The sequence below is a fragment of the Pseudomonas sp. HP_14 genome (genome assembly GCF_055283875.1).
The window spans coordinates 325,014-349,739 of sequence record NZ_JBTOQI010000022.1 but is presented as its reverse complement, the minus strand read 5'-3'; the positions used below and the strand labels follow the sequence as shown (position 1 = coordinate 349,739).

The following is a 24,726-nucleotide window of genomic DNA, read 5'->3' as shown; positions in this document are numbered from 1 at the left end:
ATAGGCTCTATGCACCACCGCGCCGGGGTTCAGCCCGGGCGGTCTCCGAATCAAGTCAAAGAAAAGGATGCTCTCATGCTTCGTCTCCCCTTTACGTTTGCCAGCCTGTGCGCGGGTCTGATGCTGTCGAGCAGCGTATTTGCCCTGTCGCTGAACGACGTCTCGCAATCGGACGCCACCGGCGGCCTGAAAGACGCGCTGACTCAGGGCGCGCAAATTGCCGTCAAGCAACTGGGTAAACCTGGTGGCTTCAGCGATAACCAGGACGTACGCATCGAACTGCCGGGCAATCTTGGCAAAGTCGCCAAAAAGATGAAGCAATTCGGCATGGGCGCTCAGGTTGATCAGCTGGAAACCAGCATGAACCAGGCCGCCGAAGCCGCCGTTCCGCAAGCTCAGGCGTTACTGGTGGATGCCGTGAAGAAAATGAGCGTGGCTGACGCCAAGGGCATTCTCAGCGGTGGCAAGGATTCCGCAACTCAGTACTTGAACAGCAGCAGTCGCGAGCAGATTCGCGCCAAATTCCTGCCCATCGTCAAACAAGCCACCGACAAGGTTGGCCTGGCGCAGAAATACAACGCCTTTGCCGGTCAGGCAGCCACGCTGGGTGTGCTTGATGCCAAGAGTTCAAATATCGAAGGTTATGTGACCGAGCAGGCGCTCAATGGCCTGTTTGAAATGATCGCCAAACAGGAAGAAAGCATCCGCGCCAACCCGGCAGCTGCGGCTACGAGTCTGGCGAAGAAAGTGTTTGGGGCGTTGTAACTTCATGACCAACCTGTAGGAGCTGCCGAAGGCTGCGAATCTTGGTACATCAGAAATATCGGCTTCGCAGCCTTCGGCAGCTCCTACAGATGATCCACCTCCTTCATCCCGCCTTCTTCACCCTGAACCACGCTGCATACAGCGCAGGCAAAAACAGCAGCGTCAGCGCTGTCGCCACGATCAGCCCGCCCATGATCGCCACCGCCATCGGGCCGAAGAAGACGCTGCGAGACAGCGGAATCATCGCCAGCACCGCCGCCAGCGCGGTCAGGACGATTGGCCGGAAGCGCCGCACGGTCGCCTCGATAATCGCCGACCACTGATCCAGCCCACCGGCGATGTCCTGCTCGATCTGGTCCACCAGGATCACCGAGTTGCGCATGATCATTCCTGACAACGCGATAGTGCCCAACATCGCAACGAAACCGAACGGCTGATTGAACACCAGCAAAAACAGCGTCACGCCAATCAAACCCAGCGGCGCGGTCAGAAACACCATGAACATCCGTGAAAAACTGCGCAGTTGAAGCATCAGCAACGTCAGCACCACAACGATGAACAGCGGCACGCCCGCCTTCACCGAATTCTGCCCCCGTGCCGCGTCCTCAACGGTTCCACCGACCTCCAGCAGATAGCCATCCGGCAACTCGTTGCGCACATCGGCCAGGGTTGGGAGGATTTGCTGGACCAGTGTTGCAGGTTGCTCCTTGCCGTAAATGTCGGCGCGGATCGTCACGTTGGGCAAACGGTTACGGTGCCAGATCACCCCCTCTTCGAATCCGTACTCAAGGGTCGCCACCTGTGATAACGCCACGCTGGTACCGTTTTCAGTGGGGACTGCCAGGCTCGCCAACGCCCCGAGCTGCTGACGCTCATCAGGTGTACCGCGTAACAGGATCTCGATCAGTTCATCGTCCTCGCGATACTGACTGACACTGGAACCGGTCAACGAACGCTGGAGGAACCTGGACAATTCAGCGGTGGTTACGCCCAACGCACGCGCCCGATCCTGATCCAGATTGAGGAACACCACTTTGCTGGGCTCCTCCCAATCCAGATGGACATTGGCGACATGAGGATTTTCTCGCACCTTGGCGGCGACCTTGCGCGCCAATGCGCGGACCTCATCGATGTGCTCGCCACTGACCCGAAACTGCACCGGATAACCTACAGGCGGGCCGTTTTCCAGTCGCGTCACCCGTGAGCGCAAAGTCGGGAACTGCTCGTTGAGATTGCTGATCAGCCAGGTCCGTAACGCCTCGCGGTCCTCGATCGTTTTCGCCAACACCACGAACTGCGCAAAGCTGGTCGCGGGCAGTTGCTGATCGAGCGGCAGATAGAATCGCGGCGAACCCGTGCCGACATAGGACACGTAATTGTCGATCCCCGGATGATCCTTGAGCATCTGTTCGAGACGTTTGACCTGCTCGGCGGTGCTGTTCAGCGAAGCCCCTTCCGTCAGCTTCAAATCCACCATCAGTTCCAGCCGACCGGACGCGGGGAAGAACTGCTGCGGGACAAATTTGAACATCACTACTGACAGCACGAACAGCGCAACCGTGGCGAAAATCACCGTCTTGCGCCAGCGCACGCACCAGCCCACCATCGCCCGTACCCGTTGATAGAACGGCGTACCGTGAGGATCCACTGCGTCGGGCCCAGTGCCGTGTTTTTTAGCGTGGATCTTCGCCAGATCAGGCAGCAGACGCTCGCCCAGATACGGCACAAAGACCACTGCGGCCACCCAGGACGCCAACAGCGCGATGGTCACTACCTGAAAAATCGAGCGGGTGTATTCACCCGTGCTGGACTGCGCAGTGGCAATCGGCAAGAACCCGGCAGCCGTAATCAGCGTGCCAGTCAGCATGGGAAAGGCAGTGCTGGTCCAGGCAAAGCTCGCGGCTCGCAGCCGGTCGTAGCCCTGCTCCATCTTGATCGCCATCATCTCCACAGCAATGATCGCGTCATCCACCAGCAGGCCCAAAGCCAACACCAGCGCGCCAAGGGAAATCTTGTGCAGGCCGATTCCCAGGTAATACATGCAGGCAAAGGTCATGGCCAACACCAGCGGAATCGCCAACGCGACCACCATGCCGGTGCGCATGCCCAGCGAGAAAAAACTCACCAGCAGCACAATCGCCAGCGCTTCAGCCAAGACCTGAACGAACTCGCCGACTCCGGTTTTCACCGCTGCGGGCTGATCAGAAACTTTGCGCAGTTCCATACCCGCGGGCAGGTTTTTCTGCAATCGGGCGAACTCGCCCTCAAGCGCTTTGCCGAGCACCAGAATATCGCCGCCCGGCTTCATTGCCACCGCAAGGCCTATGGCCTCCTCGCCCATGAAACGCATGCGCGGCGCGGGTGGGTCATTGAAGCCGCGATGCACCTCGGCCAGATCGCGTATGCGCAAAGTCCGATCACCCACGCGGATCGGAAACTCCCGAATCTCGTCGACGGTCTGGAAGCGACCGCTGACGCGTAACTGAACCCGCTCACTGGGTGTTTCAAAAAAACTGGTGGCCGAGACCGCATTCTGCGCTTCAAGGGCCTGTTGCACGGCTTGCATGGGCAAGCCCAGTGTTGCGAGCTTGACGTTGGACAACTCGATCCAGATTTTCTCGTCCTGCAAGCCGATCAGCTCAACCTTGCCCACATCGTTGATGCGTTGCAGTTGAAGCTGGATACGGTCGGCGTAATCCTTGAGCACGGCATAGTCAAAGCCCTTGCCGGTCAGCGCATAGATATTGCCAAACGTGGTGCCGAACTCGTCATTGAAAAACGGCCCCTGCACACCTGGCGGCAGGTTCTGGCGGATGTCACCGACCTTTTTCCGGATCTGGTAGAAAAGCTCTGGCAGGTAAGAGGAAAAGATCGAGTCCCGGGCAATAAACGTGACCTGGGATTCACCGGGCCGTGAGAACGAGACGATGCGGTCGTACTCGCCGGTTTCCATGAGTTTCTTTTCGATACGATCCGTGACTTGCCGCGCGACTTCTTCAGCACTTGCGCCGGGCCATAGCGTACGAATCACCATGGCCTTGAACGTAAAAGGCGGGTCTTCGCTTTGACCGAGCTTGGTGTAAGACAACGCGCCAACGACGGCCAGAACGATCATCAGGTACAGCACGATCTGGCGATTGCGCAGCGCCCATTCGGAAAGATTGAATCGCATCCGTGCTTACTCCTTCGCAGCCAGTTTGACCGCACGGTTATCACGATCGACAGGACGAACCTGCTCGCCTTCATGCAGTACGTGCACGCCAGCGGCAACGATCCAGTCACTGGCCGCCAAGCCTTCCAGCACGGGCACGGACTCCTGACCATAAGGCCCGAGCCGGACGCTAACCCGCTTGAGCGTACTGTCGGCAGCAACCCGCCACACGTAATGGCTGCCGTTTTCCGAGGTCACGGCCGAGAGCGGAACCGCCAGCGGCACCGCTTGCGCAGCCTCGATGAACACCCGTGCACTCTGTCCCAGCTCCGCAGGTACCTTGCCGCTGGCAAAGGCAATGCGTGCTGCGAAGGTTCGCGAGCGGGGATCAGCAGCAGGTGAAAGCTCACGAATCCGACCAGGAAAACGCTGTTCACGCTGGGTCCACAGCTCTACGGTGACTGGCTGATCGGTTTTGAAGCGGGCGAAATTCTGTTCCGGCAGGCTGATCAGCACTTCCCGCTCACCATCAGCGGCGAGGGTGAAGACCGTTTGCCCTGCGGCGACCACCTGCCCCACTTCCACCAGACGCTTGGCCACCACTCCATCCTGAGGCGCGCGCAGCACGGCATAACTGGTCTGATTATCGGCGACGGTCAACTCGGCCTTGATCTGCTTGAGCCGGGCTTCGCCAGAACGATAAAGGTTTTCGGCATTATCAAACTGCGAACGGCTGACCATCTGCCGATCCATCAGGGTCTTGTAGCGATCCCGCTCGGAGCGCACCAGTTGCAGATTGGCTTCTGCAGCAGCGACTTGAGCACGGGTGGCGTCCAGTTGCAGGCGTACATCCTGAGCGTCCAGCTCGGCCAACGGCTGATTGGCCTTGACCCGCTGCCCCTCTTCCACCAGCCGCTTGCTGACCTTGCCGCCAATCCGGAAGGCCAGGTCGGGTTCAAAACGGGCGCGAACTTCACCGGGATAGCTGTCCATGGACTGCGCGGAAGGCGATGGCTGAATCACCATGGCAGGGCGAATGGTGATCGGTGCGGTTGCCTCCTGGCCACAGCCAGAAAGCAACGACATCAGACCCAGGGGCAGGACGAGGCACAGACATTTGCGCAACATGGTGGAGCCCTTCGCAAAAGATGCTTGGAATAATTGTACTGGCGAGTATATTAAAAATTACCAAACTCACCAGTACATTATTAAACGAACATGTCTGACGATTCTCAAAGCGGCTCTCACAGCAGTCCTCACAGCGGTTCCCAAAGCAATCCGGGACCCGGCCGACCGAAAGATCAGGCCAAGCGCCAAGCCATTCTCGATGCTGCGAAAGAGCTATTCGTGCGCAATGGCTACGCCAGTACCAGCATGGATGCCGTCGCCGCAGAGGCAGGGGTTTCCAAGCTCACGGTTTACAGCCATTTCAACGACAAGGAGACGCTATTCACCTCTGCCGTCGTGGCTCGCTGCGAAGAGCAAATGCCGGAGTTGTTCATTCAGCTCAATCGCGACTTGCCTGCCAAGGCATTGCTGCTGAATGTTGCGCGGGGGTTTCAGGTGTTGATCAACAGCCCGGAATCGATTGAGCTGCATCGCCTGATGGTGACGTTGGGCACTCAGGATCCGAAGCTGTCGCAGATATTTTTTGATGCCGGGCCACAACGGATTCTTCAGGAGACCGAACGATTGCTGAGCCGCCTTGAGCAAAGCGGACAGCTGAAGTTCGACTCCCCAAGGACCGCTGCCGAGCACTTCCTCAGCCTGATCAAAGGCGTGTGCAACTTCCGCCTGCTGGTCGGCTGCGGCGAGCGGCCAGACGAGGCCAGCGCCGAAGCGCATGTGCAGGAAGTGGTGGGGTTATTTATGCGGGCGTATGGGGTGGAATAATGGCCCACGGAGTCGAGGTGAATCCAGGGCAGACGCAAAACCTGTGGGAGTAGAGCTTGCTCGCGATGCAGGCGCTGCAATGGCTCAGATAAATCCCGTTATCGTTCATCGCGAGCAAGCTCTGCTCCCACAAATAATCCGCGGCAAAGCACTGCAATCACACCGCTTTCAACGCTTTCTTCGGATAGATGTCATACCGGCTGGATTTGCCATCCAGCGCATAACTCGGCTTGGGCCCTTCAATGCAGGGAGCTTTACGCGGGCGTTTGACCACCACGCGATGGGTGGCCAATGCCAGTGCCGCCTCCAGCAGCGCCGGAGCGTCCATGTCGTCACCTACCAGCGGCCGAAACAGACGCATTTCTTTCTTCACCAATGCCGTTTTTTCCCGGTGAGGAAACATCGGATCCAGATAGATCACCTGCGGCGGCTCGCCTTCCCAGCCACGAATCAGCTCGATGGAGTTGCCCGTCAGCAAACGCATCTGGCTGATGATTGAACCCACTTCCCGATCCTGTCGCCCGCGGCTCAAGCCGTCTTCCAGCAGTGCGGCAATGATTGGCTGCCGCTCGATGAGGCTCATCTGGCAGCCAAGGCTGGCCAGTACAAACGCATCCTTGCCCAGCCCGGCCGTGGCATCCAGCACCGAAGGCCGAACGCCCGGCTGAATGCCCACGGCCTTGGCAATCATTTGCCCGCTACCACCTCCGAACAGACGTCGATGGGCGACCGCGCCCTCGACGAAATCCACGCGGACCGGGCCAGGCGCATCATCACCCAATTGCTGCAATTGCAGACCATTGTCAGTCACTTGCAGGGCAAAATCGGCGTCAACGTCACCTAAAAGCAGGTCCAGACGCTGCGCCCATTGCACGGCCTGCTCCTGATTCTGACTCTCAAGGGCCTCGACCCGGATACGACTGCCCGCTTGTTGCTCACTCATTGTGTCCACACGCTCAAAAAGTGTTAATGATCGGCAAAATCTGCCGATAAAGAAGTATCAGGCATTTTGCCAGACCTACGACGTGTAACGATCGATATGTCAGACATTCAGCAATCATCCATAGGTTATCTAACGCACGCAGGTGATTTTACCCTGCGCAACAGCCGGGCACTGGGCGGTGTTACCCAGATCTGGTCGGATGCGTTTGCCCGTGTGATGGCTGAACAACTGCGCGATACAACGGCTGAACCTGTTGATCCAGCAACCGTTGCTACCGATGTAGCCACTGGCGAGCCTGTTGCCGGTGCCCGCACGCTGGGCAAAATCGTCGAGCAGCGCGCCTGTCCGGTTGAAGGCAAGCCGCTTATCCCTGCCGAACCGCTGTTTCTGCCTATCGCTGAATTCGAGCTGGACCTGCTGCCCCCGCCTAACGAACCGTTCAGCATCGGCGAGATGATCGCCCAGCAGCGTAACCTGGAGTTCGACAGCGAATGGGTTCGTCCAAACGTACTCAATCCTTACGATGACAGTGTGATACCTGGCCCCGGCCCTCAACCACGTCCGCTGCACTTGCCAATCGCCGAGTTCGAGTGGGACCTGGCCGACAAGCCTGCCCTGCCACTGGATGACGACACCATGGTCGCCCAGCAACGCGCACTGAACTACGACATGGGCTGGGCACGCCCGATCATCCTGCAAAACCTGCGTATGGCTGCTTGATCTCGTTGATTCGGTGATATCTGGAGCTGCCGAAGGCTGCGAATGGATTCCCATGACACGCCGCCTTCGCAGCCTTCGGCAGCTCCTACAAAAACATCTACCTCAGCGACACACCCGCCAAGATCCCATATCCAGATGGAAATGGTTTTGATGCGCTGCGTTGTAGTCCGGCCCTAATACGGTATTGAACTGCTTGCAGGCCCCGTCGCGGACCTCTCGCAAGAACCGGCCCTTATCGCCCTCGTCCTTCCAGTCCCGCAACAGGTTGATCCGCTGCCCATCCGCCAGCCGGAAGCCGGCGATATCCAGCGCATTGGCGCTCGCATGCTGACTCAAACGTCCGCTACTTCTGCCATATACATTACGACAGGCAAAACTGCCCAGATGGTCGATACGCGTCACTTGCTGGCCAAATACAGCCTGGGCGGCGGGCTGCAAGGTGTGCACTTCAAACAACGCGTAGGCCACCGCCAACGGACAGCTGGCGAGAAAACTGCTGCTGAGCGCCACCTCGCTGCCCTGAACCCTTAACACATCGCTGAGCGGGCAATTCGCGGACGCGGGGCTATCAGCCTGATGACTGAAACGCAGGCTCGACGACCCCAGCACCTGATCACATAGCTGAGGGTCGTTCTTCACCCGCGACAATTTATAAGACGTCAGGAAGTTGGTCTCAGCCTGAATATCCAGCGGTGCCCAGGGATTCCATTGCGCAGGCACCTCAATCCAGCCTCGCCATACGGCAGCAACCATACCGGCACACAGCAACAGGAAAACCAGAAACAGCGTAGAACCGCGCACCCTCAGTCCTTGAACAACGCATTGAGTTGAGCAAATGGCAGCGCCTGCTCAGCGTAGTTAAAAGTGCCGTGGGTACGGATTTCTTCAGCCGCACGATACAAGCCGCCGAAAGCTGCACGGACGAGCGAGGAACCGACGCTGATGCGTTTGACGCCACAGTCACTGAGCTCGGCAACCGTCAGCGTGACGCCGCCAAGCCCCATCAATACGTTGACCGGCTTGGGGGCGACAGCATGCACCACCGCTATCACTTCTTCCCGGGTGCGCAGACCGGGCGCGTAGAGCACGTCAGCTCCAGCGTCAGCGTAGGCCTGGAGCCGATTCAAGGTGTCAGCGAAGTCCATTCGCCCGTTGAGCAGGTTTTCCGCGCGGGCGGTGAGCATGAACGGGAACGGCAAGCTGCGTGCAGCCAGCGCCGCCGCCCTGACCCGCGCTACGGACAATTCGAAATCGTAAATCGGCTGATCGGTCTTGCCAGTAGCATCTTCGATAGAGCCACCAACAATGCCCGCCTGCGCGGCCGCCAACAGGTTGGCTGCACAATCCTCCGGACTGTCGGCGAAACAGTTTTCGAGATCAGCAGCGACAGGCAGGTCGGTTGCGGCAACGATCGCGCGGATGTTCTCTAGCGACTCGGCAAAGCTCAACGCACCTTCAGCATCGGCGCGGCCCAAGGTGAATGCCAAGCCTGCACTGGTAGTGGCCAGTGCTTCAAAGCCCATGGACGCCAACAGCTTGGCTGACCCTGCGTCCCAAGGATTGGGAATCACAAATGCACGATCACGCTCGTGTAATGCCTTGAAAGTCTGCGCGCGAAGAAGTTGTTGCGAATCCATTGCTGACTCCTGTGATCGTCAATGCGGCTATTGAAGCCACAGTTATCGACCTCAGAGCAAGCCCAGTTGCTGCACCGGTGGTGTACGGTCCAACTCCGGTAATGGCCGCAAGCCCGGCAGGCGTGCCATCAACTGGTTGTGGAAACGGCGGGCCAGTTGTGGCGCTTCGAGGTTATCCGGGGTGTGCAGGAACACATAAGGCGTGCGGCCTTCCTCGATCCAGCCTGCGACCTTGGTCACCCACTGGATCAGAAAGGGGTCATTGGCTTCCAGCACGGGATGACCAATAAAGCGCACCTGAGGGAATTGAGTCAATGCTGCCGGGCGAGCGGGAACCTTGGGCTTCTTCGACTGAGCATGCAGTACTGCCGGATCGCTGGACACACAGCTGAACAACGCGCGGGAATCCAGACAGATGCGCTCGACGCCGCGCTCAAGCAACAAACGATTAAGCAAGCGCTCTTCATCACCCTTTTCGAAGAACGCTCTATTACGAACTTCGACAGCCAGCGGGCACTGCAGCTCATCAATGAAAGTGATCAGTTCGGCGAGGCGTTGCGGCGTAAAGCTGGCTGAAAGCTGAAGCCAGAAAGGCGCAACACGTTTACCCAGCGGGGCCAGCAATTGAATGAAGGTTTCAGCCGCTTGCAGCTGTAGGCGCAGATCACCGCCATGGCTGATGTCGCCGGGAAACTTGGCCGTAAAGCGAAAGTCATCAGGCAGCACTTCAGCCCAGCGCTGAACAGTGGAAGGCGCGGGTCGGGCGTAAAAAGTAGTGTTGCCTTCGACGGCGTTGAAAACCTGTGAATACAGGCCTAGGAATTCGTTACTGCGAGCGTCTTCCGGATACAGTGATTCGCGCCAGGCATTCTCACTCCATGACGGACATCCCAGAAAGTAAGGCAGGCGGGAATCATTCAAACGTGGACATCAAGCCCGGAAACTTCCAGATCCCAATCAACGAAGCTTGCGGTGGCCAGGTAACTGGCCAAGGCATTGGCTACGCGGGTACTCATGGAACGCGGAAAGATGATGTCTTGCTGACGGGCAGGTACGTTGGCTGTCGAATTGGCCTGCCCACTACCACCTGAGCGAGCGCCGTGCGCTGGCTGCTGGGCAACTTCGGCGTCGTTTTCGACTTCCTCGAAGGTGCCATCAACGATCGCAGGCTGATTACGCGGCTTGCGTTTGATGGGGTATGAACGTTGTGAGGGGCCGTCTATGCGCATTAGTGCGTACTCTGCATCTTATAGTGGCAATTTAACGTCACGGGTTAGTTGTTGCAATTACCCGAACGTTAACTAGACCACACAAATCGCAAAAGTTTCGAAACGAGCCGGGAATTGATGGTTTCAGGCGATGAAAGGTCGTGTTTTGACTGATAACAAAGGGTTTCACAGGACGGCACAGTACCTGTGGAAGCTACCCTGTCTCGCGGCAAACATGTGGCCTGTAGGCGCTGCCGAAGGTTGCGATCGCGAAGTGCCAGGATAAATGCTTCGCAGCCTTCGGCAGCTCCTACAGAAAATGCATTTCAATCAAGTGGTTTGCATGTTGTTTGATAAGAGCGAATACCCACCGGAAATCACCGGGCTTTGGGCGTAGCCACTTTATCGCGCAGATAAACCGGCTGCGCATCGTCGGCAATGATGACCTCACCACGCTGCCAGGCGAAGGCCGCCAGGGTCAGCAGATCCTGTGCATGGGGCAGCATACCGGCGTCGTGACCAACAACGTTGACCGGCAGGCGTTCGGCATAACCCCAACCGGTGCCCGCGCCGAACCAGTCACCACTGACATCAGGCGGCAATGCAACCTGCTCTGGCGGCAATACGGCTTCGGCCCCGACCAAACGCATCTCCCCCGCCGCCTCGCGATAACAACCCCAGTAAACCTCATCCATACGCGCATCAATAGCGGCAGCCACCTGATGCACGCCATGCTCGCGCAAGGCCCGCTGAGCCAGCACCGCGAGGTTGGAGACGGGCAGTACCGGCCGCTCAAGACCGTACGCCAACCCCTGAACCACACCAATGGCAATCCGCACGCCCGTAAACGCGCCCGGACCACGGCCGAAAGCGATGGCATCCAGTGCCGACAGGCCGATACCGGCTTCAGCCATGATTGTCTTGATCATCGGCAGCAGACGTTGGGCATGCAGGCGCGGGATCACCTCGTAGTGGCTCAGCACCTTGCCGTCGTGCAGCAGGGCAACCGAGCAGGCTTCAGTGGCAGTGTCCAGGGCCAGCAAGGTGGTCATCAGGGTTATCCATCAAGATCAAAAAAGGGGCGCATTATAAACGACAAAACGGCCCGCAAGCGGACCGTTTGTTGACTCAAACCAGCGTTATCAGCTCAGGGCTTCAAGCACTTTTTTGGTGATCTCTTCAACAGAACCAACGCCTGCGATGTGGCTGCACTTAGGCTTGCCATTCTTGGCTTCGAGTTTGCTGTAGAACTCAACCAGCGGCTTGGTCTGCGCGTGATACACGGACAGGCGATGGCGAACGGTTTCTTCTACGTCGTCCTTGCGCTGCAGCAGTGGCTCGCCGGTTAAGTCGTCAACACCTTCAACCTTAGGCGGATTGAAGATGGTGTGATAAATGCGGCCAGAACCTTCATGCACGCGGCGACCAGACATACGCTTGACGATTTCCTCGTCATCCACAGCGATTTCCAGCACGTTGTCGATCTCCAGACCGGCAGCCAGCAAAGCTTCTGCTTGCGGGATGGTGCGCGGGAAGCCGTCGAACAGTACGCCATTGGCGCAATCCGGTTCAGACAGACGATCCTTGATCAGGCCAATGATCAGGTCATCGGAAACCAGACCGCCGCTGTCCATGACGCTTTTGGCTTTAAGGCCCAGCTCGGTGCCAGCCTTGACCGCAGCGCGCAGCATATCGCCGGTGGAAATTTGCGGGATGCCGAATTTTTCGGTGATGAATTTTGCCTGAGTACCTTTACCGGCCCCGGGAGCTCCCAGCAGAATCACGCGCATTGATGTGCTCCTCAAATTTTTTATATGTAAACGTCAGATTCGCCACTGCAGGACCAATCTCAAATAAGGTTACAGCCGAAGAATGGCCAAAGGCTGATCAAGATACACAGCCGACAGGGGTGGCACAAGCCGCCAAAAGTCGCAGTATCCGCCCCCCGGTCAGAGGTAGCAGAGTGCGGGATTGGTTCGAGTGGCTTGAGACGGGTAAAAGCACGCAAGTCATTGATGCTCATGGCGCACTGGCAATTGCCAGGCGCCCTGAGCGAACGCGTGGATCAACCGGTGTTACGCAATCCGGCGGCAATACCGGCTACAGACACCAGTAGCGCCTGTTCCAGAGGACTGTCCAGACTTGCCTCGCGATTGCGTGAGCGCGCAAGCAGCTCCGCTTGAAGCAGATGCAGTGGATCCAGATAAGTGTTGCGCAGACTGATGAACTCCAATGTCTCAGGGCTATGAGCCAGCAGCTGCGATTGCCCTGTCAGGCCCAGCACCACGGCACAAGCCTGCGACAATAGGTCGCGCAAATGCGTACCTAAATGTTGCAGTCGCGGTTCCACCAGACGCTGATCGTATAACTGGGCAATATCGTGGTCAGCCTTGGCGAGAACCATCTCCAGCATGTCGATTCGGGTGCGGAAAAACGGCCAGTGTTCACGCATCTGCCCCAACAGCTCACCCTCGCCGCGCTCCAGCGCCTTGTTCAAAGCGGCCTCCCAGCCGAGCCAGGCGGGCAACATCAGACGCGTCTGGGTCCAGGCAAAAATCCACGGGATCGCCCGCAGACTCTCGACCCCCCCTTCCCTACGCTTGGCCGGACGGCTGCCCAAAGGCAAACGCCCAAGCTCCTGCTCAGGTGTCGCCTGCCGGAAGTATTCGACGAACTCAGGATGCTCACGCACCACGGCACGGTAAGCACTGACGCCGTCGGCGGCCAGGCTGTCCATCATTTCTCGCCATGCAGGTTCCGGCGGTGGTGGTGGCTGCAACGTGGCTTCCAGTACGGCAGCAAGGTACAGGTTCAGGTTTTGTTCGGCGATGTCAGGCAAGCCGAACTTGAAACGGATCATCTCGCCCTGTTCCGTGGTGCGGAAGCGTCCCGCGACAGAGCCGGGTGGCTGCGACAGAATCGCCGCGTGGGCAGGACCGCCCCCGCGCCCTACGGTGCCACCCCGACCATGAAACAGCAGCAGTTCGACTTGCTGGGCGCGGCAGATATCCACCAGTTTTTCCTGCGCCCGATACTGCGCCCAGGCCGAGGCGGTGGTGCCCGCATCCTTGGCGGAATCGGAATAGCCAATCATGACTTCTTGCGGGCCGTGCAAGCGTGAACGATAACCCGGCAGACTCAGCAATTGCTCAATGGCAGGCCCCGCATTGTCCAGGTCAGCGAGGGTTTCAAACAGCGGCACGACGCGCATCGGACGCTGTAAACCAGCCTCCTTGAGTAACAGTTGCACCGCCAGCACATCCGATGCAGCACCGGCCATGGAAATCACGTAGGACCCCAATGACGCGGCGGGCGCAGAGGCCACTTCACGACAGGTTGCCAGCACTTCGGCGGTGTCTGCCGCCGGTTTGAAATGGGCAGGCAGCAACGGACGTCGGCTGTTGAGTTCCTTCAAGAGGAAATCAACACGCGCCTGTTCATCCCAGTCCTCATAACGACCGAGACCGAGGTAGTCGGTGATTTCGGTCATGGCAGACTCATGCCGACTGGAGTCCTGACGCACATCAAGGCGCACCAGGAACAGGCCGAACGTCACCGCACGACGCAAGCAATCGAGCAGCGGACCATCAGCGATCACGCCCATGCCGCACTCATGCAAGGACTGGAAGCACAACATCAGTGGGCCAAGCAGGTCACGATTGTCGTGCAGCACGTTGTCCGGTGCAGGCTGAGTCACCGCTAGCGATGCCTGCGCCCAGTTGCGGGTCGCCCGCAGACGCTCACGCAGTTGCTTCAGAACCGCACGATAAGGCTCGGCGCTGTCACCCGCACTGGCGCGCAATGCGTCGCTGGCTTGTTGCATCGACAGCTCGGCAGCCAGTTGATCAACATCACGGACGTACAAGTCCGCTGCCATCCAGCGAGCCAGCAACAGGACTTCTCGAGTCACTGCGGCGGTGACATTAGGGTTGCCGTCACGGTCGCCGCCCATCCAGGAAGCGAAACGAATCGGTGCAGCTTCCAGCGGCAAATGAAAGCCGGTAGCCGCATGCAAAGCATGATCAGCCTTGCGCAGATAATTGGGCACTGCATGCCAGAGTGAATGTTCAATGACCGCAAAGCCCCACTTCGCCTCATCGACTGGAGTGGGACGTGTGCGGCGAATTTCTTCGGTATGCCAGGCTTCGGCGATCAGACGCTGCAGACGTTCGGTGATCTGCTCGCGCTCAGCGCTGCTCAAATCCCGGTGATCGAGGGCCGCCAGTTGCGCGGCAATGGCGTCGTACTTCTGAATCAGCGTGCGGCGCGCAACTTCAGTAGGGTGCGCGGTCAGAACAAGCTCGATTTCCAGTTTGCCCAATTGCCGCGCCAGCGCTTCGGGAGTCTGTCCGGCAGCCTTGAGGCGATCGAGCAATTCAGGCAAGACACGAGACTCGAACGGCTGCGGTTGTGAATCGTCGCGACGCCGGATCAGTTGATACTGCTCGGCGATGTTGGCCAGATTGAGGAACTGATTGAACGCTCGGGCGACGGGTAATAACTCATCTTCGGCAAGACCGTCGACGCTGGAAGTGAGTTGCTCGGTCCCCTCCGCAGAACCCCGTCGGCCAGCTTTGGCGCCCTTGCGAATACGTTCGATTTTGTCGAGAAATTCACCACCGCGCTGCTCACGAATGGTGTTCCCCAACAGCTCCCCCAGCAGGTGTACATCTTCGCGTAAGCGCGCATCGATATCAGCCATCGTCCTTTCCCCCGCTGTTTTTTTGTATGGGTGCAGCCAGCCAGTGAACGTCGTTACTGAAGTCGCTACTGAACAAGCGTGCAGAAATCTGATCTACCCCTTGTCTACCAACAGTGCACCAAAATCATTGCGCACGCCAAATCCCTGTGAGTAAACCGGTTTGCAATAACCCGACTAATCTCATTCCTGAGCCATGGCTCAGTACTCAAGCAGACCTGCTGCAGGCAGGTAAATGAAGAGGCCCTTATGAAAATCCGTGAGCTTGCCAACCATTGGGAAGAGAACGCCAAAGGACGGCTGACCAAGACCCAATATGCGATTCACCTGGACATGGAGTCCGCTGCACGCCTTAGCGCACTGACCGAAATGTACCCCAAGCATCATCCTGAAGAGCTACTGGGTGAACTGATTGGCGCCGCACTGGAAGAGCTTGAAACCAGCTTCCCTTACGTGAAGGGTCAGCATGTGGTGACCACTGATGAAGAGGGTGATCCCATCTACGAAGACGTCGGCCCGACCCCGCGCTTCCTTGCCTTGTCACGGCGTTACCTGCATGACCTGTCCGCAAAGCAGGACGCTGAGTAACACCTGTCTCCGGCTCTCGCCCGCCCCGAAACGACCTGGTATTTGTCTGCCAGGATCGTTTTTTCACACGATTCGTTCCCTTGTTCGACTAATGAATTGACGTCAAAAAAAAGCTGAACTATTCAAAAAGCGCATGTGTCCGAGCCATTAGCCATTACAGAAAAGCCTACGGATAGCTAACGGCGCAGCCCCACGCTACCTCGCACGCTTCAGGCCAACGACTGTCATGGAACACCCAAGATTTTCAGGAGTTACATAATGGAGTCGAACACGATGAACACGCTTACTGCCAACACCAAGTCCAAAGGTCTGCGCGGCCTGAAACTGACCGCACTGGCACTGGGTGCCAGCTTCGTCCTCGCCGGTTGCGCTGGTAATCCGCCGACCGAGCAGTACGCCGTGAGCCAGTCGGCCGTTAATAGCGCCGTGAGCGCCGGTGGCACTGAGTACTCCGCCGTAGAAATGAAATCCGCGCAAGACAAGCTCAAGCAAGCCGAACTTGCCATGCAGGAGCAGAAATACGACGAAGCACGTCGCCTGGCTGAACAAGCTGAATGGGACGCCCGTGTAGCGGAGCGTAAATCCCAGGCAGCCAAGGCCGAAAGAGCCGTGCAGGACGCCCGTCAAGGCGTCAACGAACTACGTGAAGAAGGCCTGCGTCAGGTGCAACCGGCACCGGCCCAGTAACCAGCGTTGTGACCAACGTTTTTCATGCATTTCGAATTCGATTTAAAGGACGAAACTATTATGCGTAAACAAGTGATGATCCCTGCCCTGCTGGCCATGAGTGTTGCCCTGGCCGCTTGCTCGACGCCGCCGAACCAGAACCTGGAACAGGCACGCACCAATTTCTCGGCGCTGCAGACCAACCCGCAGGCTACTAAAGTCGCGGCGCTTGAAACCAAAGACGCCAGCGATTGGCTGGACAAGGCTGACGCGGCCTATCGCAACAGCGAAGACGAGAAGAAAGTCGACCAACTGGCTTATCTGACCAACCAACGCGTTGAAGTGGCCAAGCAGACCATCAGCCTGCGCACCGCTGAAGAAGAGCTGAAAAACGCCTCTGCCCAGCGCGCTCAAGCCCGTCTGGACGCTCGTGACGCTCAGATCAAGGCACTGCAAAGCAGCCTGAATGCCAAGCAGACTGAACGCGGTACGCTGGTGACTTTCGGCGACGTGCTGTTCGACCTGAACAAGGCTGAACTGAAGTCGAGCGGTCTGGTTAACGTTAACCAACTGGCGACTTACCTGCGTGACAACCCGGATCGCAAGGTAATCGTTGAAGGCTATACCGACAGCTCGGGTTCCGACTCTTACAACCTGTCCCTGTCCGAACGTCGCGCGAACTCCGTGCGTATGGCACTGGTGAAAATGGGCGTTGATCCATCCCGCGTAGTTTCCCAGGGTTATGGCAAGGAATACCCGGTTGCCGACAACACCAGCGCTTCGGGCCGTGCCCAGAACCGTCGCGTGGAAGTGACCGTTTCCAACGACAATCAGCCGGTAGCACCGCGTTCGTCGATGAAGTAAATCGCTGACGCTGTATACCAAAAGCCCGGCCTGTGAAAACAGGCCGGGCTTTTTGTTGCTTACACAATCCTGTAGGAGTGAGCTTGCTCGCGATAGCGTCGTATCAGTCACCTGCCTATCGATTGACACGACGCTATCGCGAGCAAGCTCACTCCTACAGAATGCGGCGACGATTTAAGGCTGGAGTTGCTGTGGCGTCTCCTGCCCCACACAGCGCACTGCCTGCTTTTTGCTGTTGACCAGCACACCCGACAGCCCTTTCTGCGACGTATCGAACAGCACCAGCACGCCATCAATGCACTGGGCGACTTCTGCGGCAGGGGTGGCGGCGACTTTGTAGTCCTCACCCGGCACTGTTTTGATCATGGTGAAATCATTGAGCAACAGCGCATCTTCAGGCTTGGCAAAATGCAGATAGCCGTAATACCAGAGCGTGCCGACAGTGACGAAGATGGTGCAAATGCCGGTGATGATCAAAGGTATAGCGTTACGTTCTTCACTCATTGCGGTTCTCAGGCGTTTCTTTTTCGGAGGGCACCGGGTAGTTCGGCACTTCGGCCAAACGACGTAGCCCATTGAAGTGCTGTGGGTCTTCGAGATAACGGACCATCACCTGACGCCAGGTGGGGTCGGCAAATGTCTGAACATGCCCGCCACGGGTCAATTGCAGCACCCGCGGTGGTGGCGCGGCTTGATAAAGGCTGATGCCGTTGTCGAGCGGCACAAGGGTGTCGTCGAGACTCTGGAAAATCAGCATCGGCGTACCCGCCAGCTGTGGGAGGCCGTTGATCGCGCTGTCTGAGTCGGGAATCAACCATGAAAGCGGTGTTTTGACCGGCCAGGTCAGCCATGACGTACCCAGCGTGTAACGGGCTACATCGCGATAACTGGCAGGTGTGCCGTCGAGGATCAACGCCTTGAGCCGCGAGCGTTGCTGCGGGTGCTCAGCCAGATAGTGCACGACCAGCGCTCCGCCGATACTCTGCCCAAGCACTACCAGCGGTTTGTTCTGCACTTCCGGGGCCTTGTTCAGCCAGTCGAATGCTGCATCCACGTCCTGGTAAATCGCAGGCAGGCTGGGTTCCCCTTGGGATAAACCATAGCCGCGATAGTCGAGGATCAAGACTTGGTAACCCTGCTCGGGCAACCACCAGCTACCGCCCAGATGCCAGGCGAGGTTGCCGCCGTTGCCATGCAAATGAAGCACCGTGCCTTTGACCTCAACGCCCTCTTTTGCGGGCAACCACCAGGCATGCAATTGCGTGCCGTCAGCTGCGGTGAGCGTCACGTCGCGATATTGCAGGTGGGCTTTTTCAGGGGTAAACGGCAGGCCGGGCTCCGGGTAGAACAGCATCGAACTGCAACCGGTCAGAGAGAAGAGCAGCGCGAGGGATATCAGGAACTTCAAGCGGGATTCCTTTTGTTTTCTTGATGCGGCTCTGATCAATAAAAATACATATCCTGTAGGAGCTGCCGAAGGCTGCGATCGGATTCCAGTGACACACCGCCTTCGCAGCCTTCGGCAGCTCCTACAGAGGATCGGTAGTGGCGCTACAGGATGTTCGAATAATCCGCTTCGATACGATCCAGGCTCAGGTGGTTCAAGAAGTTCGAGAAACACATCCAGGCCGACAGGGCATTCATGTCCCTGAACTGTTCCGGCAGGTACTTGGGCGGCACGACCAGTCCTTCATCAACCAGTTGACGCAGGGTCCGCATGTCCTCAAGGGTGGTTTTGCCACAGAACAGCAGCGGCACTTGTTCCAGCTTGCCCTTGCGCACGGCGAGCTGAATATAGTTGTAAACCATGATGAAACCTTTGAGGTAGGACAAGTCTTTGGTGAATGGCAGACCATTAGGCACCGAGCCCCGGAAGACCCGACTGGCATTGCCGTAGCTTTCAGACATGCCGAAGCCTTGCTCACGGTAGAACTCGAACACCTGAAGGAAATCGGCGCCCTCTTCGGCCATGTGAATGGCGCGAGTACGATTGGTCAGCTTGCGCAGCCGACTCGGATAGGACGCGAAGGCGATCACCTCCATAAGGATAGCCAGGCCCTCCTGCGTCACTGTCGACGAAGGTGGTCCTTTCGAAAGAAAGGTACAGATCGGCTGATTCTGGCCATTGAGGGTGGTGCCCACATGCACCAGACCTTCGTGGACTTCCAGCGCGCGAACATCTCGTTCGTTGAACATCGCATCGCTGCGGATCTTGATGTAATCGGCACCCGCCGCTGCGTCGGCCACAATACCGTCAGACTCGAATACGCGAATGGTCTCTTCGGCCTCGCCAAAAACTTTATTCAAGCGACTTTGCAGTAACGATACCGCGTCCTTGGCGGTCAGGATTTTCGGCTCATCCTTGAGGTCACCGCGCCCGGCAATGTTATTGAGGTAGTCGGAGAGCATCAGGCCCAGGTCGGCCAGGGTTGGGTCACCGGCGTGAAACGCATCGGACGCAGCACCGTACAACTCTTGGGAAATAAGACCAAAATCCGCCGTGCCTCGTGCTTCCAGCATGCGGACGACCATGCGGTATTCCTTGCACATGCGACGCATGATCTGACCAACAGGGTTGAACTGACCCAACTGCCGAGTGATGTCGCGCTCGATATTCTGGAATTCGAGCTTCACTTCGGAGGAGTCAAAACCCAGCGGTCGATTTTCATAGTAAGCGCGGTCCACAGCCGGTAGCGCTTTACCCTTGGCCGCAAGAAAGTCCTTGCGCACCGTATCGTCCCACTTCACCGCATCCAGAACCCGGATCGGCGTCTGAGCTGCGACGATACGATCCGACAACGCTCGAATAGTCTGCTGGTACTCGTCCACCCACTGCTCCTTAGTTGGCCAAGCCTTAATTGGTTGGGCGTGTGCCCTGCTTCGGCAAGCGCTGATAACGCGCCACCTCAAGGAAAACATCGGAATTGGCCGGGTCGTTCAGATAGCTGAAGACCTCATCCAGCGGGCTGGTAATCAACAGCCCCTCACCCTTCCCGGCTGGCACTGTTTCGCCAGTCAGTGCCTTTTGCTCAACCCACTGACTGAAACGATCCAGATCAAGGTTGTAGACCACAAGCTCGCCGCTTTCTGCCAGCTCGAAGCCAGCCATCACAAAATGGCCGCCATCTTTGGTCGGTAATCCTGCCGACAAATACCATCGACTGCCGTGCCTTGAGACCGTAAAAGCATATTCATCGCGGTTCTTGCGATCCCCCTTACGATAGCTCAGAGCCTTGTATTCGTTGTCACCTGCCTGGGTTATTTCCAGTTCGAGTGGCTCGCCCCAGGCATTCTTGCTCGTCCAGGTCCCCAGTAGCTGCGAAGGCGCAGCCTCGCGAGCTGGGATCGGGTTCTTGAACGTCACCAGACAACCACTCAACAGCAGAAACGACAAGGCGACACACAGGCGCCAGGCTTTCATTGGCTACTCCCCAAAGGGGCTTATCACTCGTCAACCGGCTTGGTTGTACCCAGTACCAGGTGCATCTGGCGAGTGAGAATACCGAGGTTTTCTTCGTCCGCGTCAGGCTGCGGGCCGTGTAGTAGCCCCTGATATTCCATCCGGCACATTACCCCCGTCAACACTTGAGCGTCCTGAAGTGGCTGAACAGAGCCCATGACCTGCAAAAGTCGGCAGGCGCCTTGCAGGAGAATATCCTGATGGGCATTCACCAGCCGGGCCAGCCTCGGGTTGAGCAGCGCTTCACAATGGAAGGCATATTCGGCAATCAGAAAATCGCGGCGCGTTGCGAGCTGGTGACGAATGTACTCCATGGCCATCAGCGCAATTTCGTCGGCCAGACGCGCACGGCCCACAGGTGTGCCGTTAGTGCGAGCGACCATTTCACGCAACCTGACTTCAGTGCTCTCCCAGAGCTTGGCCATGTAGTTAGCGCTGCGCTCGACGTACTGGAAAAAGGCATCGGTGAGCAGGTCATCGATGTCCTTGAAGTAATAAGTAGTGGCCGACAACGGCACGCCTGCCTCGGCGGCGACTGCCCGGTGCCGCACGGCGCGCACGCCATCGCGAACCACAATGCGCATGGCGGCATCGAGAATGTCCTGCCTGCGTTGTTCGCTGCCCTGGCGACTTGCCTTGCGCCCGCGATACTCGACACTTTGCACCACGGCGCTAGCGGCACCAGCGGCACCATTTTGAGCAATAGAACGGGTCACGACGGTTCTTTCCTTTTGCTTGAAAACGATCTGTCTGGCATGCGCCAAACCGGCAGGAACCGATTTGTCGACGAGGCGGTGTGTCATGCAGGCGCCTCGCGAACAAGTTCGCTCCTACCAGTCCCGCGCTATCACAGATGGCCAAGATGCCATTTCCGGTTCAAATGTAAACCAACATGACTGAACTGAAGCTTTCAGACGCTCAATCGTCACGCAAAAAAAAGCCGCCCATCACAGGCGGCTCGTTTTTCACATCACTTACGCTTGCGGGCGCATGTGCGGGAAGAGGATCACGTCGCGGATCGACGGTGCGTTGGTCAACAACATCACCAGACGGTCAATACCGATACCTTCACCGGCAGTCGGCGGCATGCCGTATTCCAGCGCACGCACGAAATCAGCGTCGTAGTGCATGGCTTCATCGTCGCCTGCATCCTTGTCGGCCACCTGGGCCTGGAAGCGCTCAGCCTGATCTTCCGCGTCGTTCAACTCGGAGTAAGCGTTGGCGATTTCACGGCCGCCGATGAACAGTTCAAAACGGTCGGTTACGTTCGGGTTGTCATCGTTGCGACGCGCCAGCGGCGACACTTCGAACGGGTACTGGGTGATGAAGTGCGGCTGCTCCAGCTTGTGCTCGACCAGCTCTTCGAAAATCATCACCTGCAGTTTGCCCAGACCTTCAAAGCCCAGCACCTTGGCGCCAGCTTTCTTGGCGATGGCGCGAGCCTTGTCGATGTCTTGCAGGTCAGCAGCGGTCAGATCCGGGTTGTACTTGAGGATCGAATCGAACACCGACAGACGCACAAACGGTTCGCCGAAGTGGAATACCTTGTCACCGTAAGGGACGTCGGTAGTACCCAGAACCAGTTGAGCCAGTTCGCGGAACAGCTCCTCGGTCAGGTCCATGTTGTCTTCGTAGTCCGCGTATGCCTGATAGAACTCAAGCATGGTGAACTCAGGGTTGTGACGGGTCGAGACGCCTTCGTTACGGAAGTTGCGGTTGATCTCGAAGACTTTCTCGAAACCGCCAACCACCAGACGCTTCAGGTACAGCTCAGGCGCGATACGCAGGAACATTTCCATGTCCAGCGCATTGTGGTGAGTTTCGAACGGCTTGGCTGCAGCGCCGCCTGGAATGGTCTGCAACATCGGCGTTTCGACTTCAAGGAAGTCGCGCTTCATCAGGAAGCTGCGGATGTGAGCGATGACTTGAGAACGCACACGGAAGGTATCACGCACTTCTTCGTTGACGATTAGATCAACATAGCGCTGACGGTAGCGCTGTTCGGTGTCGGTCAGGCCGTGGTGCTTGTCCGGCAGCGGACGCAGGGACTTGGTCAGCAGACGCACGCTGGTCATTTCAACGTACAGGTCGCCTTTGCCCGAACGCGCCAGAGTGCCTTCAGCAGCGATGATGTCGCCCAGGTCCCAGGTTTTCACCGCGGCCAGGGTTTCTTCCGACAAAGTCTTGCGATTGACGTAGACCTGGATACGCCCGGTCATGTCCTGAATCACCATGAACGAGCCACGGTTGAGCATGATGCGACCGGCAACCTTGACCGGAATCGCCGCTTCAGCCAGCTCTTCCTTGGTCTTGTCCACGTACTGCTTCTGCAGGTCATTGCAGTAGCTGTCGCGGCGGAAGTCGTTGGGGAAGGCCTGACCCTTGGCGCGCTCGGCAGCAAGCTTTTCCTTGCGCAGGGCGATCAGGGTGTTTTCTTCCTGTTGCAGGGCTTGCGGGTCGAGTTGTTGGTCGCTCATGTCTTTAAATATTCCATCACAGGTTCGTTGCCCCCGCGTCTGCACGGGGGTCTTGAAGATCAAGGCTGACGGGTTACAGCCCTTGTTTCAGGCTCGCAATCAGGTATTCATCGATGTCGCCATCCAGCACCTTGTCGCAGTCACTGCGTTCGATGTTGGTGCGCAGATCCTTGATCCGCGAGGCGTCCAGCACGTAGGAGCGGATCTGGTGACCCCAGCCGATATCGGACTTGGTGTCTTCCAGCGCCTGGGAAGCGGCGTTGCGTTTCTGCACTTCCTGTTCGTACAAGCGCGCCCGCAACATTTTCATCGCGGTGTCTTTGTTCGCGTGCTGGGAACGTTCGTTCTGACAGCTCACCACGGTGTTGGTCGGTACGTGAGTAATCCGCACGGCCGAGTCAGTGGTGTTTACGTGCTGACCACCGGCGCCGGACGAACGATAGGTATCGATACGCAGGTCCGACGGGTTGATGTCGATTTCGATGTTGTCGTCGATTTCCGGAGAAACGAAGACCGCCGAGAACGAGGTGTGACGACGGTTGCCGGAGTCGAACGGGCTCTTGCGCACCAGACGGTGCACGCCGATTTCGGTACGCAGCCAGCCAAAGGCGTATTCACCCTTGATGTGCACGGTAGCGCCCTTGATACCGGCCACTTCACCGGCGGACAGTTCCATGATGGTGGCATCGAAACCGCGCTTGTCAGCCCAGCGCAGGTACATGCGCAGCAGGATGTTGGCCCAGTCCTGTGCTTCGGTACCGCCGGAACCGGCCTGGATATCCAGATAAGCGTTGTTCTGGTCCATTTCGCCACTGAACATGCGGCGGAATTCCAGCTTTTCCAGCGACTCGCGCAGGCGCTCGACTTCAGCAGCCACGTCATCGACGGCAGCCTGGTCTTCTTCTTCAGCGGACATCAGCAGCAGGTCTTTGGCATCAGCCAGACCGGAGGACATTTCGTCCAGGGTGTCTACGATCTGCGCCAGCAGGGAGCGCTCGCGGCCAAGCTCCTGAGCATAGCTTGGGTTGTTCCAGACATTTGGATCTTCGAGCTCGCGGTTAACTTCGGTCAGACGATCATGTTTGTGATCGTAGTCAAAGATACCCCCGAATGGTTTCGGAGCGCTCGGACAGGTCCTTGATGCTGTTTAGGATCGGGTTGATTTCCATGGTGGGCAGCACTCGCAGGCGAAATTTTCAAAGCCGGTGAGTATACCCGAGTGAACCGGATGAAGGCAGCCCGTTGGGCAGTACTGTAGTGACCTTATCGCGGCGTAGGTATCTACTACACATCTTTTCCATGCAGGGATTTTTGTGTACATATCCATTTTCGTGGTGATGGCTGATATTCGTTGCGCTTTTACAGCGCCTCACTTTTGTGAATCCGGAAGCCGGCCCAGACAAAAGTAAGCAAAACGCTCTTGCCCCACCACTTGGCACCTCGCTGGTGCTCGGTGTACCCGCCCGCAGATCCTGAACCGTGGGCCGCCGCAATGGGCCATCCATGGCCAGGTGCGGCTAACCCGGCATCCCTGCCGGTTTACCCACGCTTCAGAATCTGCGCTCGGCCAGCGTGGTTTAACGGGACGCTTCAGATCAAAATCAAGAACCCAGCGGCCTGACAGCCGACCTGATTGTGTGGGTTTGCCGGGCATC

23 protein-coding genes are annotated in these 24,726 nt (G+C 57.8%); 6 read left to right on the top strand and 17 right to left on the bottom strand.

The annotated features are described in order from the left end of the window. Window positions 1-75: 75 nt before the first annotated feature. Entirely contained in the window at window positions 76-765 is a 690-nt protein-coding gene (locus ACYASS_RS16315) for a DUF4197 domain-containing protein (RefSeq protein ID WP_243248961.1), read from the top strand. Window positions 766-868: 103 nt separating this feature from the next. Here ACYASS_RS16315 and ACYASS_RS16310 read toward each other — a convergent pair whose 3' ends face one another. Both ACYASS_RS16310 and ACYASS_RS16305 read right to left on the bottom strand, forming a co-directional pair. Then, window positions 869-3,937 (bottom strand): efflux RND transporter permease subunit, encoded by a 3,069-nt coding sequence (locus ACYASS_RS16310; RefSeq protein WP_243248960.1) that lies wholly within the window; start codon window positions 3,935-3,937, stop codon window positions 869-871. Window positions 3,938-3,943: 6 nt separating this feature from the next. Next, a complete protein-coding gene (locus ACYASS_RS16305; RefSeq protein ID WP_463586878.1) occupies window positions 3,944-5,044 on the bottom strand; it encodes an efflux RND transporter periplasmic adaptor subunit in 1,101 nt (366 codons plus the stop codon). A gap of 90 nt (window positions 5,045-5,134) precedes the next feature. Here ACYASS_RS16305 and ACYASS_RS16300 point away from each other — a divergent pair, with 90 nt between their 5' ends. Next, a complete protein-coding gene (locus tag ACYASS_RS16300; protein WP_463586877.1) occupies window positions 5,135-5,809 on the top strand; it encodes a TetR/AcrR family transcriptional regulator in 675 nt (224 codons plus the stop codon). 157 nt (window positions 5,810-5,966) lie between these two features. Here ACYASS_RS16300 and ACYASS_RS16295 read toward each other — a convergent pair whose 3' ends face one another. After that, a complete protein-coding gene (locus ACYASS_RS16295; protein ID WP_463586876.1) occupies window positions 5,967-6,752 on the bottom strand; it encodes a class I SAM-dependent methyltransferase in 786 nt (261 codons plus the stop codon). A 96-nt stretch (window positions 6,753-6,848) separates the two neighbouring features. Between ACYASS_RS16295 and ACYASS_RS16290 the strand changes: the two genes are divergently transcribed. Further along, on the top strand, window positions 6,849-7,472 hold the full coding sequence (locus ACYASS_RS16290; RefSeq protein WP_243248956.1) for an energy transducer TonB: 624 nt from the start codon (window positions 6,849-6,851) through the stop codon (window positions 7,470-7,472). 102 nt (window positions 7,473-7,574) lie between these two features. Here ACYASS_RS16290 and ACYASS_RS16285 read toward each other — a convergent pair whose 3' ends face one another. From ACYASS_RS16285 to ppc, 7 genes are all read right to left on the bottom strand, one after another. Continuing rightward, a complete protein-coding gene (locus ACYASS_RS16285; RefSeq protein WP_463586904.1) occupies window positions 7,575-8,225 on the bottom strand; it encodes an extensin-like domain-containing protein in 651 nt (216 codons plus the stop codon). 50 nt (window positions 8,226-8,275) lie between these two features. Beyond that, window positions 8,276-9,109, bottom strand: coding sequence for an isocitrate lyase/PEP mutase family protein (locus tag ACYASS_RS16280; RefSeq protein ID WP_463586875.1), 834 nt, complete (start codon window positions 9,107-9,109; stop codon window positions 8,276-8,278). 51 nt (window positions 9,110-9,160) lie between these two features. Further along, complete coding sequence (locus tag ACYASS_RS16275; RefSeq protein WP_463586874.1) at window positions 9,161-10,030, bottom strand: DUF72 domain-containing protein; 870 nt, start codon at window positions 10,028-10,030, stop codon at window positions 9,161-9,163. Continuing rightward, window positions 10,027-10,338 (bottom strand): hypothetical protein, encoded by a 312-nt coding sequence (locus ACYASS_RS16270; protein ID WP_243248952.1) that lies wholly within the window; start codon window positions 10,336-10,338, stop codon window positions 10,027-10,029. Before ACYASS_RS16270 ends, ACYASS_RS16275 begins: the two co-directional genes overlap by 4 nt. 356 nt (window positions 10,339-10,694) lie before the next feature. Further along, window positions 10,695-11,369: a tRNA (adenosine(37)-N6)-threonylcarbamoyltransferase complex dimerization subunit type 1 TsaB gene (gene tsaB, locus ACYASS_RS16265; protein WP_463586873.1), complete on the bottom strand. Its 675-nt coding sequence runs from the start codon at window positions 11,367-11,369 to the stop codon at window positions 10,695-10,697. Window positions 11,370-11,459: 90 nt separating this feature from the next. Next, window positions 11,460-12,107 carry an adenylate kinase gene (gene adk, locus ACYASS_RS16260; RefSeq protein ID WP_463586872.1) on the bottom strand — a complete coding sequence of 216 codons (648 nt, stop codon included), beginning with the start codon at window positions 12,105-12,107 and terminating at the stop codon, window positions 11,460-11,462. A 275-nt stretch (window positions 12,108-12,382) separates the two neighbouring features. Continuing rightward, window positions 12,383-15,019 (bottom strand): phosphoenolpyruvate carboxylase, encoded by a 2,637-nt coding sequence (ppc, locus tag ACYASS_RS16255; RefSeq protein ID WP_463586871.1) that lies wholly within the window; start codon window positions 15,017-15,019, stop codon window positions 12,383-12,385. Between the two features lie 246 nt (window positions 15,020-15,265). Between ppc and ACYASS_RS16250 the strand changes: the two genes are divergently transcribed. The 3 genes from ACYASS_RS16250 (at window position 15,266) to ACYASS_RS16240 (ending at window position 17,134) form a co-directional block, all read left to right on the top strand. Next, window positions 15,266-15,604: a pilin assembly protein gene (locus ACYASS_RS16250; RefSeq protein ID WP_243248948.1), complete on the top strand. Its 339-nt coding sequence runs from the start codon at window positions 15,266-15,268 to the stop codon at window positions 15,602-15,604. Window positions 15,605-15,862: 258 nt separating this feature from the next. Then, window positions 15,863-16,291, top strand: coding sequence for a DUF4398 domain-containing protein (locus ACYASS_RS16245; RefSeq protein WP_243248947.1), 429 nt, complete (start codon window positions 15,863-15,865; stop codon window positions 16,289-16,291). A gap of 60 nt (window positions 16,292-16,351) precedes the next feature. Beyond that, window positions 16,352-17,134, top strand: coding sequence for an OmpA family protein (locus ACYASS_RS16240; RefSeq protein WP_463586870.1), 783 nt, complete (start codon window positions 16,352-16,354; stop codon window positions 17,132-17,134). Between the two features lie 174 nt (window positions 17,135-17,308). On the opposite strand, the gene ACYASS_RS16235 is transcribed toward ACYASS_RS16240, so the two are convergent. The 7 genes from ACYASS_RS16235 to prfB all read right to left on the bottom strand — a co-directional run bounded on the left by ACYASS_RS16235 (window position 17,309) and on the right by prfB (window position 24,240). Beyond that, complete coding sequence (locus ACYASS_RS16235) at window positions 17,309-17,638, bottom strand: hypothetical protein (RefSeq protein ID WP_463586869.1); 330 nt, start codon at window positions 17,636-17,638, stop codon at window positions 17,309-17,311. Next, on the bottom strand, window positions 17,631-18,488 hold the full coding sequence (locus ACYASS_RS16230; protein ID WP_463586903.1) for an alpha/beta hydrolase: 858 nt from the start codon (window positions 18,486-18,488) through the stop codon (window positions 17,631-17,633). Before ACYASS_RS16230 ends, ACYASS_RS16235 begins: the two co-directional genes overlap by 8 nt. 197 nt (window positions 18,489-18,685) lie before the next feature. Continuing rightward, window positions 18,686-19,963: a flavohemoglobin expression-modulating QEGLA motif protein gene (locus ACYASS_RS16225; protein ID WP_243248944.1), complete on the bottom strand. Its 1,278-nt coding sequence runs from the start codon at window positions 19,961-19,963 to the stop codon at window positions 18,686-18,688. A gap of 25 nt (window positions 19,964-19,988) precedes the next feature. Next, window positions 19,989-20,555 carry a hypothetical protein gene (locus ACYASS_RS16220; RefSeq protein ID WP_463586868.1) on the bottom strand — a complete coding sequence of 189 codons (567 nt, stop codon included), beginning with the start codon at window positions 20,553-20,555 and terminating at the stop codon, window positions 19,989-19,991. Window positions 20,556-20,578: 23 nt separating this feature from the next. Next, window positions 20,579-21,310: a TetR/AcrR family transcriptional regulator gene (locus ACYASS_RS16215; protein WP_463586867.1), complete on the bottom strand. Its 732-nt coding sequence runs from the start codon at window positions 21,308-21,310 to the stop codon at window positions 20,579-20,581. A gap of 258 nt (window positions 21,311-21,568) precedes the next feature. Then, window positions 21,569-23,071, bottom strand: a complete 1,503-nt coding sequence (gene lysS / locus ACYASS_RS16210; RefSeq protein ID WP_027897882.1) for a lysine--tRNA ligase — start codon at window positions 23,069-23,071, stop codon at window positions 21,569-21,571. A 73-nt stretch (window positions 23,072-23,144) separates the two neighbouring features. After that, window positions 23,145-24,240, bottom strand: a protein-coding gene (prfB, locus tag ACYASS_RS16205; protein ID WP_463586866.1) for a peptide chain release factor 2 whose coding sequence is annotated in 2 segments (ribosomal slippage) — window positions 23,145-24,167 and window positions 24,169-24,240 — 1,095 coding nt in all. Because the reading frame shifts where the segments join, the coding sequence is not laid out codon by codon here. Between the last annotated feature and the right edge of the window lie 486 nt (window positions 24,241-24,726).

What these genes read in the sequence shown, in the direction of transcription:
- ACYASS_RS16290 (WP_243248956.1), top strand. Translation starts at nt 6,849, where the DNA reads ATGTCAGACATTCAGCAATCATCCATAGGTTATCTAACGCACGCAGGT.
- ACYASS_RS16220 (WP_463586868.1), bottom strand. Translation starts at nt 20,555, where the DNA reads ATGAAAGCCTGGCGCCTGTGTGTCGCCTTGTCGTTTCTGCTGTTGAGT.
- ACYASS_RS16305 (WP_463586878.1), bottom strand. Translation starts at nt 5,044, where the DNA reads ATGTTGCGCAAATGTCTGTGCCTCGTCCTGCCCCTGGGTCTGATGTCG.
- ACYASS_RS16295 (WP_463586876.1), bottom strand. Translation starts at nt 6,752, where the DNA reads ATGAGTGAGCAACAAGCGGGCAGTCGTATCCGGGTCGAGGCCCTTGAG.
- ACYASS_RS16315 (WP_243248961.1), top strand. Translation starts at nt 76, where the DNA reads ATGCTTCGTCTCCCCTTTACGTTTGCCAGCCTGTGCGCGGGTCTGATG.
- ACYASS_RS16240 (WP_463586870.1), top strand. Translation starts at nt 16,352, where the DNA reads ATGCGTAAACAAGTGATGATCCCTGCCCTGCTGGCCATGAGTGTTGCC.
- ACYASS_RS16285 (WP_463586904.1), bottom strand. Translation starts at nt 8,225, where the DNA reads ATGGTTGCTGCCGTATGGCGAGGCTGGATTGAGGTGCCTGCGCAATGG.
- ACYASS_RS16235 (WP_463586869.1), bottom strand. Translation starts at nt 17,638, where the DNA reads ATGAGTGAAGAACGTAACGCTATACCTTTGATCATCACCGGCATTTGC.
- ACYASS_RS16230 (WP_463586903.1), bottom strand. Translation starts at nt 18,488, where the DNA reads ATGCTGTTCTACCCGGAGCCCGGCCTGCCGTTTACCCCTGAAAAAGCC.
- ACYASS_RS16280 (WP_463586875.1), bottom strand. Translation starts at nt 9,109, where the DNA reads ATGGATTCGCAACAACTTCTTCGCGCGCAGACTTTCAAGGCATTACAC.
- tsaB (WP_463586873.1), bottom strand. Translation starts at nt 11,369, where the DNA reads ATGACCACCTTGCTGGCCCTGGACACTGCCACTGAAGCCTGCTCGGTT.
- ACYASS_RS16245 (WP_243248947.1), top strand. Translation starts at nt 15,863, where the DNA reads ATGGAGTCGAACACGATGAACACGCTTACTGCCAACACCAAGTCCAAA.
- adk (WP_463586872.1), bottom strand. Translation starts at nt 12,107, where the DNA reads ATGCGCGTGATTCTGCTGGGAGCTCCCGGGGCCGGTAAAGGTACTCAG.
- ACYASS_RS16300 (WP_463586877.1), top strand. Translation starts at nt 5,135, where the DNA reads ATGTCTGACGATTCTCAAAGCGGCTCTCACAGCAGTCCTCACAGCGGT.
- ppc (WP_463586871.1), bottom strand. Translation starts at nt 15,019, where the DNA reads ATGGCTGATATCGATGCGCGCTTACGCGAAGATGTACACCTGCTGGGG.
- ACYASS_RS16310 (WP_243248960.1), bottom strand. Translation starts at nt 3,937, where the DNA reads ATGCGATTCAATCTTTCCGAATGGGCGCTGCGCAATCGCCAGATCGTG.
- ACYASS_RS16270 (WP_243248952.1), bottom strand. Translation starts at nt 10,338, where the DNA reads ATGCGCATAGACGGCCCCTCACAACGTTCATACCCCATCAAACGCAAG.
- lysS (WP_027897882.1), bottom strand. Translation starts at nt 23,071, where the DNA reads ATGAGCGACCAACAACTCGACCCGCAAGCCCTGCAACAGGAAGAAAAC.
- ACYASS_RS16250 (WP_243248948.1), top strand. Translation starts at nt 15,266, where the DNA reads ATGAAAATCCGTGAGCTTGCCAACCATTGGGAAGAGAACGCCAAAGGA.